This is a genomic window from Dyadobacter sp. HNCC25DJ184 (assembly GCF_056895215.1).
In genome coordinates this window covers 623,834-640,202 of the sequence record NZ_JBXHAQ010000001.1, presented here as the reverse complement: position 1 = coordinate 640,202, position 16,369 = coordinate 623,834, and the positions used below count along the sequence as shown (strand labels likewise).

Genomic DNA, 16,369 nt, shown 5'->3' with positions numbered 1-16,369 from the left:
TAAAATCTGTCTGAGTCCAAACTTTGTATACGAGTTACAAATTTATCTTTACGCTGAAGATATCAACCGATACAAGATCAAATAAGCATTTTCGAGAAAAACATGATCAGATACTACAAACAATTGCTAAAAATGTAAAAAAAAGATTAGGAATAAGTTTTTTGGACGTAGCTAATACCTGATATTCCAGTAGGGGTTCCGTCGCGATTTGATACTATCATTGATATAATCTTTAATCATTTTCATGTAAGCATCGTTCGTAATTTTCTTTCCCTTCATCTTTTTGGGCATATCCAATTCCGTTGTTATGGCTTTTTTCTCGACTTTCAGTGCGCTAATGATCAATTCTCCATCATTTACATCCACTTCCATAATAAGCCCCGGCAGTCCAAAATAACGTTCAGGTCCCGCTGAAGACGCAATATCATTAGCAAACCAGGCAGTGATCTTTTGCCCCTTGATGGTGTCTTCAGATGTAGCCATCATACACAAATATCCGTTCACTTCTTTAATCTTGTTCATCACTTTCCAAACCGGCGGACGAAGCGAATCCTCTATAATATACGTTTTACCAGAAAATTCGTCAATCTCCAGGATCTTCTCACCCGAAAAATCGCGGGTGATCATAAAATCACTTTTACGCCACCTATAGCCGCCGTCTGCCTCCTGCTCCATGTCTTCGTATTTACTTTTATTCGGCGTGACTACCAACATACCCTTGCTCTTGTCGCCCTCATCATTACTTCCCCAGGTTGTCTTGATCCTGCTCCTCTCCTCTTCCGACAAATAGGTCAGCTTATCATAAATTTTACTCCAGAAGAACGTCTTTTCGTAAGTAACTACCCCCTCCAGTGCCTGAGCAGCTGATTCTAAAGGAAGAAGACAAATTATTATGAGCCAAATATTTTTCATATTCCTATACATATCTTTTAAATTAATATCCTTTACGACGAACCGAATGAGACATACCTCGCATATTGTAACTGAAGCTCAGCATAAAGTAGCGCGCCAATGTACGAACCTGCTCCTGAGAGACAAAATTCTGATAGGCTGATTGAGATATACCCCTGTTTTGATTAAAAACATCATATGCTGAAAGCCTGATTTCACCTTTCTTACTCTTAAGCACAGCCTTATATACCGAAAGATTAAGAATCGGCATTTTTTGATCAAATCCATAACGGTCGTTTACATATGAACTATAATTGAACCGGCTGTTGAAGTAAATTTCCTTTGGCATTTTGAAGTTGAGTTCAACTCCATAGGTGGTATTGACAATCTTTTGGTTTTGTCCCGAGCTAATCGAATACTTGGTATCATTGATATTCCAGTTTGCATCGGTATAGATTGTAAGCTTATCTCCCGGCGTATAATCCAGCCGCCCGCCAACATTGTAACCATTGCTGGTGGTTTTATTCAATTCACCGTTTATGCTCGTCAGATTCTTGCCGTTGGTATAGTTCAGTCTCAAATTAAAATTACTTTTCGTCTTCACGATCGGGAAACCGTAGCTACCGTAGAAATTGAAGCTTTTTCCACCACTTATATTCTCAGCCTTCGTCGTCGTGACCAGGTTTTCGTCCACATTTTGACTGTAAATGACCTGATTTTCAAAGTAGTTATAGTTAGCCCCGAAATACATCTGCACGAAACTCGCAGGGTTGAAATAATTATAGGACAGATATGCGTTGTGGTTTATTGTCGGTACCAGATTTGGATTTCCAACTCTGATATACAACGGGTTACTATTGTCAACGATTGGCTGAAGGTCATTAATGTTCGGCTCCTGGACACTTACGCCATAGCCGCCGTACATGAACCTGTTGTTTTTCATATCGTACATTATCGTCGCATTGGGAGTCCAGTTAAAAAACTTCCTATTGATATTCGTCCGTGTTGGGTCGTCCTGATTAATGGCAAAGTCACCATTCATATGGATCTGCTGCGCTGCAAGCCCGGCCGAAACATTGAACCCGTTGTTTGTATATCTAAGCGAAGTACCAAATCGGTTATAATCCGTTTGATTGGTATAATACCTGCTCAGATTATCATTTCTGGTCGCCCCTTCTTCCGTGATATTGAACACATCGCGGTCCACCTTGTCATTCTTTACACTGAAATTATAAAATGTTTCAAGTACAAATTTCTTAGAAAGTGGCTCGAGATATAACAAGCTGCTTTTCAACTGATTCCTTAAGCTTTTGGTCGCATTGGTTTGGTGAATATTTACGATACTGTCCGGTTCTGTTGGAGACGACTTAATAAACTGGTTGCGGGACATTTGCTCGACATCACCATCAGAATTATTGACGTTAACTCCGACGCTCGCAGAAAAGTTGCGCCCCTTCTTTTTGAATTTATGTCGGTAAATTCCTGTATTCGCAATGGCAAACGAATGAAAGTTGGAATAGTTTTTGATATCCGTCACCGTTGAACGCTCATCTGTAACGTCTTCGCCACGAAAATATTCCTGATGGCTCAGGTAATCGGCCGTACCGTTCCCCACTCTCAAATTAGAAAGGAAAATAAAGCTATTCAATGAATCAAGCTCTTTTTCAAACCGAAAAGCCCCTCTGTGGTTTTGATTAAAGTTAACCCTGGCATTGGTATCCAGGCGGGTATATGCGGAGTTGTCTCCCAGGAAAGACGTTTGACGCGCAATCGCATCCAAATCTTTATTCGATTGATTGAAGTAATAACTTGTATTCAGTTTTGTTTTCTTGGTGTCGAAATTGTAGTTTGCTCCGGCTGCGTAGTTCTTATTATAACCTCTGTTTTGTGCGCCGCTCCCTGCCTGGATAGTCAGGCTTTCTTCGTCATCGCCAAAGGTTATATATCTGATACCTCCTCCAAAACCAAAGTCACCATCATCGCCCCAATTGAATGACTGGCTTCCTTTAAAATCCTGATAATCATCCCAATTCATCCCGCCCTGATTCGTATTACTACCCAGTCCTATGATAGAAAACTGATTTTTTTGATTAAACCTGTTGTAATTGATCTTGCCTTCGACTCGCTTATCCGTTCCTGCCGCCGCCGTTGCTTTCCCAAATCCCCCTTTTTTGTGACTGTCTTTTAATTCCAGATTCAGCGTTTTATCATGCTTCCCATCGTCAACTCCTGTTATGCGCGACTGCTCTGTTTTTTCGTTAAATACCTGCACTTTTGAAATGGCATCTGCTGGAAGATTTTTAGTTGCAGCGCGGGTATCATCACCGAAAAACCGCTTGCCGTCCACCGTTACACGTTTGATCGACTCCCCCTGAGATCGTAAGCTCCCATCCTGATCAACCTGAATGCCGGGAAGTCGTCTCAACAAATCTTCAACCGTGGCACCCGGCGGTACCTTGAATGCACGCGGATCGTATTCGACGGTGTCTCCATGAATACTCAGTGGAGCCCGGGCTGTTTTGATCACCACATCGTAAAGCTGTTGATTCAGATAGGACATATCCTGCTTTCCGATGTCCGTCACATCACCTTCCTCGGGCGTAATGTGCTTTTGGAAAGGCACATAGCCTACATATGTTGCCTTAAAAATGTATGGGCCACGTTTAAGTCCTCTGAATTCAAACGAGCCATCTTTTGACGTTCTGCCAAAGTTGACAAGAGACGAGTCCTTGGGCTGAAGTAACATCACGGTAGCATCCTGAAGCCCAACTCCCAAGGTGTCCGCCATTTTGCCTTTCAATGTAAAACGCCCGGAATTCTGAGCATGGAGGGAAAACGTGAAGAAGAGGCTGACTAACAGAAAATAGATTTTTTTCATGGCTATGACACAGGATAAGGTTAAAGTGATTGCTCGATGGGAATGTTACCACAAGTATATAAATTGTTGACAAAATAAAGAACTAAATTTTTAGTTATTATCTTAAAATAACAAATATTTAACTTTTATTAAGACTCAGAAAGGTCAAAAATATATAATTTTTTTATATATAAAAGGACAAATATCTCATCACAGTCAAATTTTTGTTGACCTTTCATTTCGTTATTTAACTTTGCGCAAAAAATCAGATACCAATTGCAGCAGTTCCAATGATCAGAGTAGGTTTAATTTCAGACACACACGGCTTTCTAGACACAAAAGTATTTGAACACTTTGCGCACTGCGACGAAATATGGCACGCGGGAGATGTTGGCTCGACAAAGATCATCGACCAACTAAAAGAATTCAAACCGCTTCGGGTTGTATTTGGCAATATTGATAACAAGGACGTGAGGTTGTGTTCAGATGAGCACCTGTTTTTTGAAATAGAGGGGTTCAATATTTGGATGACGCATATAGGCGGAGCTCCACCGCGGTACAACCCCATGGTAATGCCTAGGCTAAGGGAGAACACACCTGATATATTTGTGTGCGGGCATTCCCATATCCTGCGTGTGATCAGGGATAGGAACCTCTCCGATATGCTATATATCAATCCGGGTGCGGCCGGGCGCGAAGGATTTCATAAAATGAGAACGCTCCTCCGTTTTAATCTGCACGAAGGGGTGATCAGTCAAATGGAAGTGGTAGAGTTAGGACTGCGTGGGGCGGTGAATAACTAGATTTCAGTCTCCTCAAAGACAATAAGTATATTTTATCTCAGGTCAGAAAATGGTCAGGAATGCTAAGTCACTTGCTGAGAAATACGATATACTCAGCGAAACACCGCGGCAAACTCTCAACTCTGCTTTTTAGACAGAAAATCAAAAAGTAACCTTCACATCCACATTTTTTCCATCCCTGATATAGCGGGCCTCAACCTGATCACCTTTTTCATGTGCTCCCAGGATTTCCATGTAATCGTATATCGTTCCAATATCTTTGCCCGCTAGTTTGATAATGACATCCCTTGATTTAATACCAGCTTTTGATGCAGGACGGCCATCTGTGACACCATCGATTTTCAGGCCTTTTCCTGTATAACTGTAGTCCGGCATTACGCCCAGTGTCACTTTGAAAGTCGACCGGGTATCGGCGCTGTGAGGATTGGATGTCTGAACAAATTCCAGTTTGCTTGTCGAGCGATCAGTAGCATGGATGACATCAGCCACCATATTAAGAATTTTCACTTCTCCTTCATAGTTGATCTTCTCCGCGTCGTCCGAAATCTTGTGATAGTCGCCATGCCCGCCCGAAAAAAACTGAAGGACAGGGATGTCTTTAAGATAAAAGGAAGTGTGATCAGAAGCTCCGACACCAGAAGAATCCGGTGTAAATTTCAAGCCCGCTTTTTTAGCGGCATTGTTTACGACATCGCCCCAAAACGGACTCGTTCCAAACCCGGAAACAATTACTCCTTTGGATTCATCTAATCGGCCAATCATGTCCATATTGATCATTGCTTCCACAGAAGACAGCGGCTTTGTCGGATGATTTGTATAATATTTCGAACCGATGAGACCTAGTTCTTCTCCAGAAAAAGCAATGAATAAAAGGTTATGCTTCTCCTTTTGTCCGTTTTCTGCATAAAATTTAGCTAATTCCAATACTCCGGAAGTGCCGGATGCATTGTCGTCAGCACCATTGTGTATCTTATTTCTACTGTCTGGGCTGAGTGAACTACCCTGAAACCCCTTTCCTAAATGGTCATAATGGGCGCCAACAACGATCGTTTTTTCGGCTCCATTATCGATATAGCCGATGACGTTGCGGGCCGTAACCGTATGCGGTATATCCTCAATGCTGATCATTGTCTCAAAGGTTTGAAAATAAGACCCTTGATTTCCAGCCGGTTGCAGTCCGTAACTTTTAAACATCGCTGCAATATAATTCGCCGCTCTCATCTCGCCTAGTGTACCCGTACCTCGCCCCTCTAGATCGTCAGAAGCCAAAAAGGAAATATGTTCCTTTATATCCGACACTCTAAAACTCTGGGCATTCGAAGCGGCAGTCAAAAGTGCCAGACCTGCTAAAAAAACATATTTCATTTCGTGTCCTTTGATTTCAATCTATAGCGCATCTCTGAGCTCCTGTAAAAAACTTCTGACCCTTATCAATCGCTGGGTTATCAACTGAGACTCTTCTTTTTTTCTTAATTGTTCGCGAGTGCCCTTAGTCGTTCTCCCCTGTTTTTCTTTCTGATGTATGATCTTCCTGATCACCTCAATATCCCGATCAGTATACCTTCGCCTATTGCGTGAATCACGTTTAGGGCTTAGCTGAGGAAATTTCTTTTCCCAATATCTGAGCTTCGATTCATTACAATCGAACATTTTGGCGACCTCTTCCGTATCGTAATATAGCTTACTTCCTGCTTCCATGGGACAAAGACATTTAGACAAATATAAATGGGATTTTTTAATTATAACAATTCTAAATAAACGTGCAGACTGTCATTCTCGTGTTGAGTAAGACCGAAGATCGGCATTCACTGACAAAGAAAAATAATAGAGGGAGAATAAAAAAGTCACTGATCAGAAGTGTAGCCCATACTTCGGATCAATGACTTCGCCAAGCTGGCACGATATTTACAACAGAGCGAAAATAGAGCAACCGGATTTCGCAATGGACCTGATCATATTTATAAAGATACTACTGAATATAGCTTTTGCCACAATAGTAGTTGTCGCTATTGGCTTTGCCGGGACGTATGCGATTCTTACTTTTTTACTAAAAACAGGCTTATCCCACTTACGCCAGGGTAAACTTCAGCTCAAAAGAAGGCCACGACTATAATCAAAGCAAATTATTGATAATCAAGAGATTAATTTTTGACGAAGCAAGAATTCCAACTGCCCATTTACTTCTACAAGTTTATCAATTAATTCTCTGTTTTTCTCCCGAAGGCTAAAAATCTCATGCGCATTTCGGATCACAATTTTCATCTGATCCTCGTCCCAAGGCTTATTGATATAGTAATAAATGTGTCCCTTATTGACTGCATCAATTACCGCATTAATATCTGTATACCCAGTTAATAAAATACGAATCGGGTCAGGGAATTTCTTGAGAACTTCTATCAAAAAATCTACCCCCGTCATACCCGGCATCCGCTGATCGGTGATAATGACGTGCACATTGTTTTTCTCTAGTATCTCCAGGCCTTCCTGGCCCGAAGCGGCTGTAAAGACAATAAACTCACGCCGTAGAGCCGCTTTGAAGGAGTTTAGGTTGTTATGCTCGTCGTCTACGTATAGTACACTAATTTTTTCAGAAATGCTCATTGAGTATAAAATCCGACTAAAAAATTGATATCTATTAAATTTTACAAACTAATTCCCAAACAAAAATCCGTTTCACAGAATATAATGTTAAATTCGAAAATTATTAAACACTAGACAATTTACATCTCTCTAATGTACAATAACAACTACAATATTATCGAAGACTGGATTGGCTAATTCCCTAAGTATGAGCTGACGAAATAGTTTGTTCAACTCTGTCCATCAAATCGAATGCCAAGATACATAAATGCAATGAATAGCTAGTCTTGCTGTTCGTAAATACCCTTTACAAATTAAAAAATGTGTTCTATAAATATTTCTGACTTCCGTCCATTTTTTTTTAATCGAAAAGACCAAACAGAAGACGCGAATTTTGTCAAACTAATTGATGAGTCTATCAACCTCAGCTTATTGGATCACTACGAAGGACAGAAAAAGGAACTATTCAAAGTAAGAAATCCTGCGTCTCGTCTGTCGGATCAGGAATTGGATCAGCTCTTTACGAGTTGGTCATCGTCTCTGGATGTATCCCGCGAAGGCGTTTGGGTATACTACCCCTGGTCGAAGCGCTTGATCCATTTATTGGAAAAAGATGAATTCATCGAACTTCGCACCAGCAGGAACAAGCATAAGATTACGACCGAAGAACAGCAGACTCTGCTCACAAAAAAACTTGGTATTATCGGCCTTTCGGTAGGACATGCCGTTGCGTTAACCCTGGCAACAGAGCGGGTTTGCAGTAGCATGAAACTGGCCGATTTTGACACATTAGAGCTCAGCAACCTCAATCGAATCCGGACAGGGCTGCATAATATCGGGCTTAATAAATGTATCATCACAGCTCGCGAAATAGCCGAAATTGATCCGTTTATAGACATTGAGTGCTTTACGGACGGTATCACCGCCAACAATATCGATGAATTCTTAACGGGCGGTGGCAAGTTGGATATTCTCATTGACGAGTGCGACGATATTGGAGTTAAAATTCTGTGCAGGCAAAAAGCCAAACAACTTAACATTCCCGTGGTGATGGAAACGAGTGACCGTGGTATGCTAGACGTTGAAAGGTTTGACCTCGATCGCGGGCTGATGATCTTTCACGGAATGCTTGCCGACATCCCGGCTCAGGTCCTAGAAAATATAGGGCCGGAGCAGCGCTTGCCAATCGTTATGAAAATTGTTGACGCGTTTAAAAGTTCGGCACGTGCACAGGCTTCTCTGTTGGAACTTGGACAAACGATTACGACCTGGCCGCAACTTGCAAGCGCAGTTACCCTGGGCGGTGGCGTGGTTACAGACGTTTGCCGCCGTATGCTACTCGGCCATTTTACGGACTCGGGCAGATATTATGTAGACTTGGAGGGTATTATCTCCAATAAAACTTCAAACACATCTGTCAGAGAGCGCATCGAGTTTGATTTTCTGAACGCTATTAAAATTGCTGAAGCAACTGAACTGAAAGACGCAGGTGTGCAGCTTCCGGTTTCGGATATAGAACGTATCATCACATCGTCAGCAAGTGTTTTCTCAGAATATAACAATCAGCCGTGGAAATGGTTATATCACAATGGTCATTTTCATCTATTCCTCAATACATCTGATGCTGAGTCATTTACAAATTACAATCACATTGCTTCCGACATCAGTCTTGCATCGGCGACAGAATATATGTTGTCGCAGTTGAATGATCTGGGTTTGAAAGCTGAGGTGATCATAGCAGACTCTGCTTCCCTCCCACTGTTTGCGAGTATTGTCTTGACGGGAGAAATTGAGCGAAAAGAAGAAAATCTGGAAAAAAGCAATTCCGATAAAAACCCGCTTATCGATGGTGTGGACATGATTTCCAGGTACTTTGACGCCGAACCTCAAGCAACTATCATAGAAGATCCGGAAATCAAAAAGAAGGTAATATCACTTTTGAGCCAATTGGAGGTAATGGTAATGCTAAATAAAGACGGCCATGAAGACATTTTCGCCAGGTATATGAAATGGCCCGACAACAAAATCGGGCAAGCCTCTTACGGAATTGATTTTCTGTCACTTCCTTATAATCCTGTACAAAAAACTGCATTCATGATGCTGAGAAACCCAAAAGTTGCTCACGCGATGAAGGTAATCGGCGGCAATAAATTGCTCCACAATACATTTGAGGAAACCTTGTTCAAGAGTAATTCTATCGGATATTTGCGACTGACCGGTGATAAACTGGCAGCAGGCAGAGCCTTTCAGAGGATATCTGGTATGCTTCTGGCGCAGGGATTAACCCTTGAACCTATCATGTCACCAACTGCGTTATTCGGACATCTCGAAAGTGGCGAAATGTTGGACAACGAGGAAATTTCGGCACTTAAAAATATAAAACATGAGTTACTTAGCCTGTTGAATCCTGAAGAAGGACTGGATCGAATCCTGTTCTTTAAAATCCTGCCTCTGGAAGCTTCGATTAATTTATCTCAGCAAAGACGCCATTTGAACGACATTTTGTATATAGCACATTAACAAAGGTAATGAAAGCCAGAATTAGAGCTTATAAGGCTCCTGACGACGTTGAAACTAGCTTGAGATATGTTGATGGACACAGGAAAGTTTTGGAATCATATGGAGTAAAACAGGTTACATCCGCCAACATCACCTGGCTGCATGACCCTGATACGTATGTTGTTATTGTGGAGTCTGAGGACGGTGAAAGGATATATGGAGGTGGACGGATTCAGATGAGAACAGAGAAGATTAAACTTCCGATGGAGGACGCAATCGCCAAAATTGACTCCAGTATTTACCAGTATATGGATAATCTGGGCGACTATCAATTGGCCGAGTTTTGTGGACTGTTCAACTCCAAAGAGGTAGCGGGTTATGGAATTGGTAGTATTTTTTTGGGTAGAATCGGCGTTGCCATATCTTCGCAAATTGGAGTGGATTACCTGCTGGCTTTATGTTCGCCGGCGACTTTGCGGAACTGCGCTCGTGTAGGATTTGAAATTATACGCGATTTGGGAGATAATGGAACTTATTATTACCCTAAAGAAGGACTAATTGCCACCGCTTTGATTATTAAAGACCTGGAAGGATTGCCGAATGCAAAATCGGAAGAAAAAGAGCGTATCATGGACCTCCGAAACAATCCGGAGCAGTTTGCAATCGAAACAGGGCCGAAAGGAGAAATGGCGATTATTTATGAAACCAAAATAATCCTATAGGATGATAAAAAAGTTTACAGTTTTCTTATGCTTCCTTTTTTTACTCGCATTTTCCGTGCAGGGGGAGGTAATATATTTTAAGGGCGGGTCTCAAATTATTGGTAAAAACCTCGATATATACGAGGACAAGGATAGTAAGCTAGATTTTAAGACGATTCTCAATGTAAAAGACTTCAAAGCAAGCGAGGTAGATGTGCCTAACGAAGGCCTGAGCAATTCTTCATACTGGCTGAAATTCTCTATCCATAATACGACCCGCAAGCCGAATCTTTATCTAGAGCTGGCATATCCGCTGATTCACGCGTGCGAGCTATATACCTCCAAAGACGGGAAAACATCACTTCGGGTATACACCGAAAACGACGATTTTGAAACTAGGGATATTGCTCATCAGAATCTAGTCTTCCCCGTCACAATCAAACAAGGCACAACAGCAAGTTTCTATCTCAAGATATCTGGTTTCAATCAGGTAGTATTGCCGCTGATGATCAGGGATGAGCCGAATTTCTTTCAGTCCTCTCTGGTTGGTGAAACCATTAACGGCATTTTTTCAGGGATCATTATCGTAATGATTCTTTATAACCTGTTTATCTTTTTTTCCACCAAAGACAGAAGTTATCTGTTTTACGTCCTCTACATTTTGTGTATCGGACTGGCGCAGACCACTTTAACAGGATATGCGTATAAATACCTCTGGCCGGGTGCCCCACATTTCAATTCGCAGGCAGCCATATTATTTTCGGCGCTCTCCGGCATTTTCGCGGTCTTTTTTATCAAGCATTTTCTATCCATTAGGGAAAAATGGCCCAAAGGTGAACTGCTTCTTAATATCATCATCGTCCTATATACCATAGGTGCACTTTTAAATTTACTCGGATTTGAAAGTCTTAGTTACCGAGCCATGGATATCTCAGGTGCCTATGGAACAATCGCCACGATCTTGGTCGCCGTGAGATTGTCGAGGGCCAACTACCGCCCTGCTAAGTTTTTTCTGATTGCATGGAGCATGTTCCTGATCGGACTTATTCTTTTTGTACTAAGAAATATTAACATTCTTCCATATAATCTTTTGACCAGCTACACCATGCAGACGGGTAGCATCCTGGAAGTAATTTTACTATCCTTTGCCTTGGCCGACAAGATTAATATTCTTAAGAAAGAACGAGAAGCATCTCAGGAAGAGGCACTTAGAGTATCTAAAGAAAATGAAAAGATCATCCGCGAACAAAACGTATCACTCGAAAATAAAGTAAACGAGCGGACTGTTGAGCTTAGCAATAAGAATGAAAAACTAAATGAGGCGCTTACTCAGCTAAAAGATGCGCAGACTCAGTTGATAGAATCTGAAAAAATGGTTTCTTTAGGGCAACTTACGGCGGGAATTGCACATGAGATCAATAATCCGATCAATTTTGTGAGCTCCAATGTCCGACCACTACGCAGGGATATTGAAGATGTCATGGCAGTACTGACAGCTTATGAGTCTGTGGCAGAGGAAACTAGCATTGAAAGTATCGGTAGAGGATTTGAGGAAGTAAACAGATTGAAAGAAGAACTGGATATTAACTATATTAAGGACGAACTTGACACCCTCCTCAACGGGATGGAAGACGGTGCGAAGAGGACAGTAGAAATCGTGAAAGGTTTGAAAATTTTCTCCAGAATCGACGAGGCGGATTTAAATCTTGTCAATATTAACGAGGGAATGGATTCAACGCTGGTTATTCTGAACTATCAGCTGGGTAGTGAAATCAGGCTTGTCAAGAATTTGGGCAGCTTGCCGAGTGTGGAATGTTATCCCGGCAAGATCAACCAGGTATTTATGAATATACTGACCAACGCCATTTATGCACTGAAACAGCATCCGAAGGAAAACTGGACGCCAACAATTTGGGTAACCACGAAACTAAAGGACGATAAAAACGTAAGTATATCAATTAAAGACAATGGAATCGGCATACCGACAGAATTAAAAACTAAAATATTCGACCCATTCTTTACCACAAAACAGGTGGGAGAAGGAACAGGCCTCGGATTATCGATCGTGTTTAAAATTATAGAAGTTCACGACGGAACGATCGATGTGATATCAGAGGAAGGAGAAGGAACTGAATTTATTATAACATTACCGATCATAAAGAAAAAAAGGCCAATACCCGAACTAAATGAGTAAACAAAACATTCGGATTCTGTACGTTGACGATGAGGAGCATAACCTGCACTCATTTAAAGCAGCATTCAGAAGGCAATATGACATTACCACAACTGTATCAGTAACAGAAGCAGAACAATTAATGGAAAACAATTCCTTTAATATCGTTCTGGCGGATCAGCGTATGCCCATTATGACGGGCGTTCAGTTTTTTGAAAAAATCCGTGAAAAATTCCCCGATGTAATCAGGATCTTGATAACGGGTCACACCGACATTAGCGCAGCGATTGACGCGATCAATAAGGGGGAGGTGTTCCGATTTATTCATAAGCCATGGGATTTTGATTATGTTGAAAATGCCATTGACCACGCTTATGATATATTTAAGACCCGTGAAGATCTTCGCGAGCGGAATATAGAGCTCCAGAAGGCCAATGAAGAGTTAGACAAATTTGTATATAGTGCGTCTCATGACCTGAGAGCACCGCTCATGTCCATTTTAGGCATTGTAAACCTCGCGGTCCTTGAAGAAGACCCCAATGCACATCTCCACTATTTTGATCTCATCAGACAGTCGGTAAAAAGGTTGGATACTTTTGTTATCAACATTATCGATTACTATAAAAATGCGCGCGGCCTGCCGATCATTACAAATATCAATTTTCAGGAATTGGTGCAGGAAGTTATCTCCACGATCCAGTTTCTTCCTGAATTCGAAGGATTAAATTTATCCATAAATATCACTCAGGAAAAACCTTTTTTTTCTGATGTTATGAAATTAAGAATTATCTTTAACAACCTGATTAACAACGCAATCAAGTTCCAGGATAGTAGCAAGACCAACAGATTTGTCAATTTAACGATCACGACAAATAATGAAGAAGCCGTCATAATCATTGAGGATAACGGAACCGGCATTAAGGATGATGACTTGGATAAAATATTCAAAATGTTCTATCGGGCAGATGCGCTGAAAAGTGGATCGGGCATTGGTCTATACATTGTTCAGGAGGCGGTAAACAAACTGGAAGGAGCCATAGCAGCAACTTCGCAGGTGGGAAAAGGAAGTACATTCAGAGTTGTGATTCCATCCGTAAAAAAATAAATTATGCAGAAGCCCTTAAATTTTATTTTGATCGACGATAGCACGTTTGACCTGTTTGTTTATGAGCGGCTTCTTGTCAAAAGTGGAATTACGGGAAGCATAAATAAATACCATTCTGCCCGGGCTGCGCTCTCATGGCTTTCCGTTGAAGGCCAGCAGTTACCGGAAACCGTAATTTTGTTGGATTTACAAATGCCTGATATGAATGGCTTTGAATTTATAGAGGCATATCATTCGCTTGACGACAGCGTAAAGGAGAAGATCAAAATATATATGCTGTCGTCAACCATCGACTCCTCTGATATCGAGAGAGTACGGAAAAGCCCCTATATCATAGAACTGCTCTCCAAGCCACTTGAAGTGGATTTGTTGATCGAAAAAATATCCTGATGTATCGAAGCGCGGATTATGCTTTATATCCTCTTTATATAAGAAAAATTCATGATGATTATTCCCCCAATGTGTTACCACTCAAATCATTGCTATACCACAAAGTGTTGTAAAATTAAACAGTCGTCCAAATCCTCCTTTTTTACTCCTATCATTTGAGAATTAAAATATTTGAATATTTAGGCCCCTAAATGGCTCAATTTATATAACCATTTCAATAAATATTCAAATTTAGCGGTTACTGGCATGATTGTAACTAGTTGTATGTTACGTTTAAACATCTGTCCCCGTAACTATGAAAACCGACAACGATACCCTTTCTGAAATCCTTAAGTTGCATGAACTTTATGTTCGTGAAATTGAAATAAGTGGCATGAAGCGTTTGTCTGCCGATATTTACAAAATTAACTCATTAAATTTCGTGAGATGGATTCGTGGAGAATTTATTCCTGGCGGTAAAGTCCAGAAAAACAGACTGGCTCTAAAATAACTACAGCAGGTCCGGCGGCTGCCCATTATTCCAGTTTGCTTCGATTGAAGTTTGAATGGTTTTGTTTAGATTTGACGCTGAGCAAAATCAAAATAGCAGCCGTTATGTTTTTTACACTTTTCAATCTGTTCAAAGGTCGCTTCTCGAAAGAGCAAATCGAAAAAGCAAAGGCCAATGAAAACAAAATGTCCCGTCAGGAAGCGTTACAGCAAATGCGTAACCTCGCGAAGAAAGCGAGCAAATAAAACATCACAAGCTTACCATCATTGGCCTTTGATTTCAGCTTTCATCTGAATCAAAGGCTTTTTATTATCGTGTCTGGTCTATCTGGTAACGGCTAAATGCTTTTCATCGAATCCGGCATGAAGTTCCAGAACGAATGAAACTGCTCAGTATACTTGGGAATGTCTAATTGGTATAGCGTTGCCTTTTTAGTGGTAGAATTGCTGTTCTTCTTTCCGGTGTCAATCAAAAGCCCTGTGGAAAGTAGCTTCCTACTGAAATTGCGCCTATCAATAGGGATAGCGTATATAGCCTCATATAGTTTCTGAAGTTGCGGAATCGTAAAGAATTCCGGTAATAATTCAAACCCAATAGGATGTAGCGCTGCTTTATATCTTAAGTGCTCCAAAGCCTGCAACACCATTTGGTTATGATCGAATATCAATTCAGGACGGGTTTCCAATCCGATCCATGAGGCGTTATGATTTTTTAGCGATTCGCTATTGTTTTCGTCAATTTTGATCAACGCAAAAAATACGATGGAGACGGTGCGCTCCCCGGGATCTCTGTCCGTTTTGCCATATACGGCGAGTTGTTCAAAGTATATGTTTTCCAATCCCGTCAAATCCATCAGGATTCTGGATGCGCCCACTTCGAGATCCTCATTAGGCTGTAGAAATCCCCCCATCAGCGACCACTTCCCCTTTTCCGGTTCAAAATTCCTTTTTATAAGAAGCAACTTTAAATCCTTCCCATCGAAACCAAAAATGATACAATCGATGGCCAGGAAAATTCGTGATGACTGCGGATAACTGATCATGAAAATAATGTATGTAACAAAAAAACAGGCAATAGACCGCAATTTACCAAGAAAACAACGGTACAGTTTATCATTCTGTTAATAAAAGCGGGAAAAGCAAAAATATTACTTAACATGGATCTGGCCAATAAAGCAGGAATTTTGCGTCTAATTTGTAAAAAAATTCATTACTTCGCTTCGAAGCAACGTGCCCACCAATGACCCAACGCTACCTCTCCTATTCTGATGAACAGATCATAAGTCTGATCTGCCTTGAGGATGACGAGGCAGCTTTCGAGGAACTGTACGACCGTTACTTTCGATTGCTCTTCAATTTTGCGTTTAGTAAAGTTCACGATGAATTTGCCGCCCAGGAAATAGTTCAGGAGCTATTCGTAAGTGTCTGGCAAAAGCGCGCTCAAAATGAAATTGTGACCTGCCGTCCCTATCTCTTCGCAGCGGTTAAAAAATTGATTATCTCGTTTTACCGCAAAGAATATACCAGGCAGCATCACTACAATCAGTGGGAAAAATTTCATGATGATATCTCAGGATTGGCCACCGATCAGCAGGCGATTATTACCGATCTGCAAAATAGGTATGAGGAGGGTCTCCACCTCCTGCCTCCGAAGTGTCGTGAAGTATTCGTTCTAAGTCGTAAAGGACTCTCCAACAAAGAGATAGCAGAACAACTCACAATTTCGGAAAAGACTGTTGAGCAGCATATCACGAAAGCACTCCGAATTCTACGTAACTTTTTAAGTGAACACCTGCCCTACTTCATAATTCTCACCCATTTCTTTCTCTGATTTGGTTCCGTTGTTTCCTGTAGTACTGCTAACTATTCCACAAATTTTAC

16 protein-coding genes are annotated in these 16,369 nt (G+C 41.2%); 10 read left to right on the top strand and 6 right to left on the bottom strand.

The genetic code is table 11. The features are described from left to right. Positions 1 to 171: 171 nt before the first annotated feature. Together AC1XUD_RS02470 and AC1XUD_RS02465 are read right to left on the bottom strand one after the other, a co-directional pair. Positions 172 to 912: a GLPGLI family protein gene (locus AC1XUD_RS02470; protein ID WP_483359359.1), complete on the bottom strand. Its 741-nt coding sequence runs from the start codon at positions 910 to 912 to the stop codon at positions 172 to 174. A gap of 22 nt (positions 913 to 934) precedes the next feature. Beyond that, entirely contained in the window at positions 935 to 3,769 is a 2,835-nt protein-coding gene (locus AC1XUD_RS02465) for a TonB-dependent receptor (protein WP_483359358.1), read from the bottom strand. A gap of 269 nt (positions 3,770 to 4,038) precedes the next feature. On the opposite strand from AC1XUD_RS02465, the gene AC1XUD_RS02460 reads away from it, so the two are divergent. Next, entirely contained in the window at positions 4,039 to 4,551 is a 513-nt protein-coding gene (locus AC1XUD_RS02460; RefSeq protein ID WP_483359357.1) for a metallophosphoesterase family protein, read from the top strand. 141 nt (positions 4,552 to 4,692) lie between these two features. Here AC1XUD_RS02460 and AC1XUD_RS02455 read toward each other — a convergent pair whose 3' ends face one another. Both AC1XUD_RS02455 and AC1XUD_RS02450 read right to left on the bottom strand, forming a co-directional pair. Beyond that, on the bottom strand, positions 4,693 to 5,916 hold the full coding sequence (locus AC1XUD_RS02455) for a M20/M25/M40 family metallo-hydrolase (RefSeq protein ID WP_483359356.1): 1,224 nt from the start codon (positions 5,914 to 5,916) through the stop codon (positions 4,693 to 4,695). 21 nt (positions 5,917 to 5,937) lie between these two features. Continuing rightward, on the bottom strand, positions 5,938 to 6,249 hold the full coding sequence (locus AC1XUD_RS02450) for a MerR family transcriptional regulator (protein WP_483359355.1): 312 nt from the start codon (positions 6,247 to 6,249) through the stop codon (positions 5,938 to 5,940). Between the two features lie 181 nt (positions 6,250 to 6,430). Between AC1XUD_RS02450 and AC1XUD_RS02445 the strand changes: the two genes are divergently transcribed. Then, entirely contained in the window at positions 6,431 to 6,664 is a 234-nt protein-coding gene (locus AC1XUD_RS02445; protein ID WP_483359354.1) for a hypothetical protein, read from the top strand. 20 nt (positions 6,665 to 6,684) lie between these two features. Here AC1XUD_RS02445 and AC1XUD_RS02440 read toward each other — a convergent pair whose 3' ends face one another. Further along, positions 6,685 to 7,152, bottom strand: coding sequence for a response regulator (locus tag AC1XUD_RS02440; protein WP_483359353.1), 468 nt, complete (start codon positions 7,150 to 7,152; stop codon positions 6,685 to 6,687). 300 nt (positions 7,153 to 7,452) lie between these two features. Between AC1XUD_RS02440 and AC1XUD_RS02435 the strand changes: the two genes are divergently transcribed. The 7 genes from AC1XUD_RS02435 (at position 7,453) to AC1XUD_RS02405 (ending at position 14,734) form a co-directional block, all read left to right on the top strand. Next, positions 7,453 to 9,651 carry an Rv1355c family protein gene (locus AC1XUD_RS02435; protein WP_483359352.1) on the top strand — a complete coding sequence of 733 codons (2,199 nt, stop codon included), beginning with the start codon at positions 7,453 to 7,455 and terminating at the stop codon, positions 9,649 to 9,651. 8 nt (positions 9,652 to 9,659) lie between these two features. Continuing rightward, entirely contained in the window at positions 9,660 to 10,352 is a 693-nt protein-coding gene (locus tag AC1XUD_RS02430; protein ID WP_483359351.1) for a hypothetical protein, read from the top strand. A gap of 1 nt (position 10,353) precedes the next feature. Then, a complete protein-coding gene (locus AC1XUD_RS02425) occupies positions 10,354 to 12,525 on the top strand; it encodes a sensor histidine kinase (RefSeq protein WP_483359350.1) in 2,172 nt (723 codons plus the stop codon). Beyond that, entirely contained in the window at positions 12,518 to 13,609 is a 1,092-nt protein-coding gene (locus AC1XUD_RS02420) for a hybrid sensor histidine kinase/response regulator (protein ID WP_483359349.1), read from the top strand. The genes AC1XUD_RS02425 and AC1XUD_RS02420 overlap by 8 nt, the downstream gene beginning before the upstream one ends. A 3-nt stretch (positions 13,610 to 13,612) precedes the next feature. Beyond that, on the top strand, positions 13,613 to 13,999 hold the full coding sequence (locus AC1XUD_RS02415; RefSeq protein ID WP_483359348.1) for a response regulator: 387 nt from the start codon (positions 13,613 to 13,615) through the stop codon (positions 13,997 to 13,999). Positions 14,000 to 14,294: 295 nt separating this feature from the next. Beyond that, positions 14,295 to 14,489: a hypothetical protein gene (locus AC1XUD_RS02410; protein ID WP_483359347.1), complete on the top strand. Its 195-nt coding sequence runs from the start codon at positions 14,295 to 14,297 to the stop codon at positions 14,487 to 14,489. 104 nt (positions 14,490 to 14,593) lie between these two features. Next, on the top strand, positions 14,594 to 14,734 hold the full coding sequence (locus AC1XUD_RS02405; protein WP_483359346.1) for a hypothetical protein: 141 nt from the start codon (positions 14,594 to 14,596) through the stop codon (positions 14,732 to 14,734). Between the two features lie 92 nt (positions 14,735 to 14,826). Here AC1XUD_RS02405 and AC1XUD_RS02400 read toward each other — a convergent pair whose 3' ends face one another. Further along, positions 14,827 to 15,531, bottom strand: a complete 705-nt coding sequence (locus AC1XUD_RS02400; protein WP_483359345.1) for an NUDIX hydrolase — start codon at positions 15,529 to 15,531, stop codon at positions 14,827 to 14,829. 197 nt (positions 15,532 to 15,728) lie between these two features. Here AC1XUD_RS02400 and AC1XUD_RS02395 point away from each other — a divergent pair, with 197 nt between their 5' ends. After that, complete coding sequence (locus AC1XUD_RS02395; RefSeq protein WP_483359344.1) at positions 15,729 to 16,319, top strand: RNA polymerase sigma-70 factor; 591 nt, start codon at positions 15,729 to 15,731, stop codon at positions 16,317 to 16,319. The last annotated feature ends 50 nt before the right edge of the window (positions 16,320 to 16,369 follow it).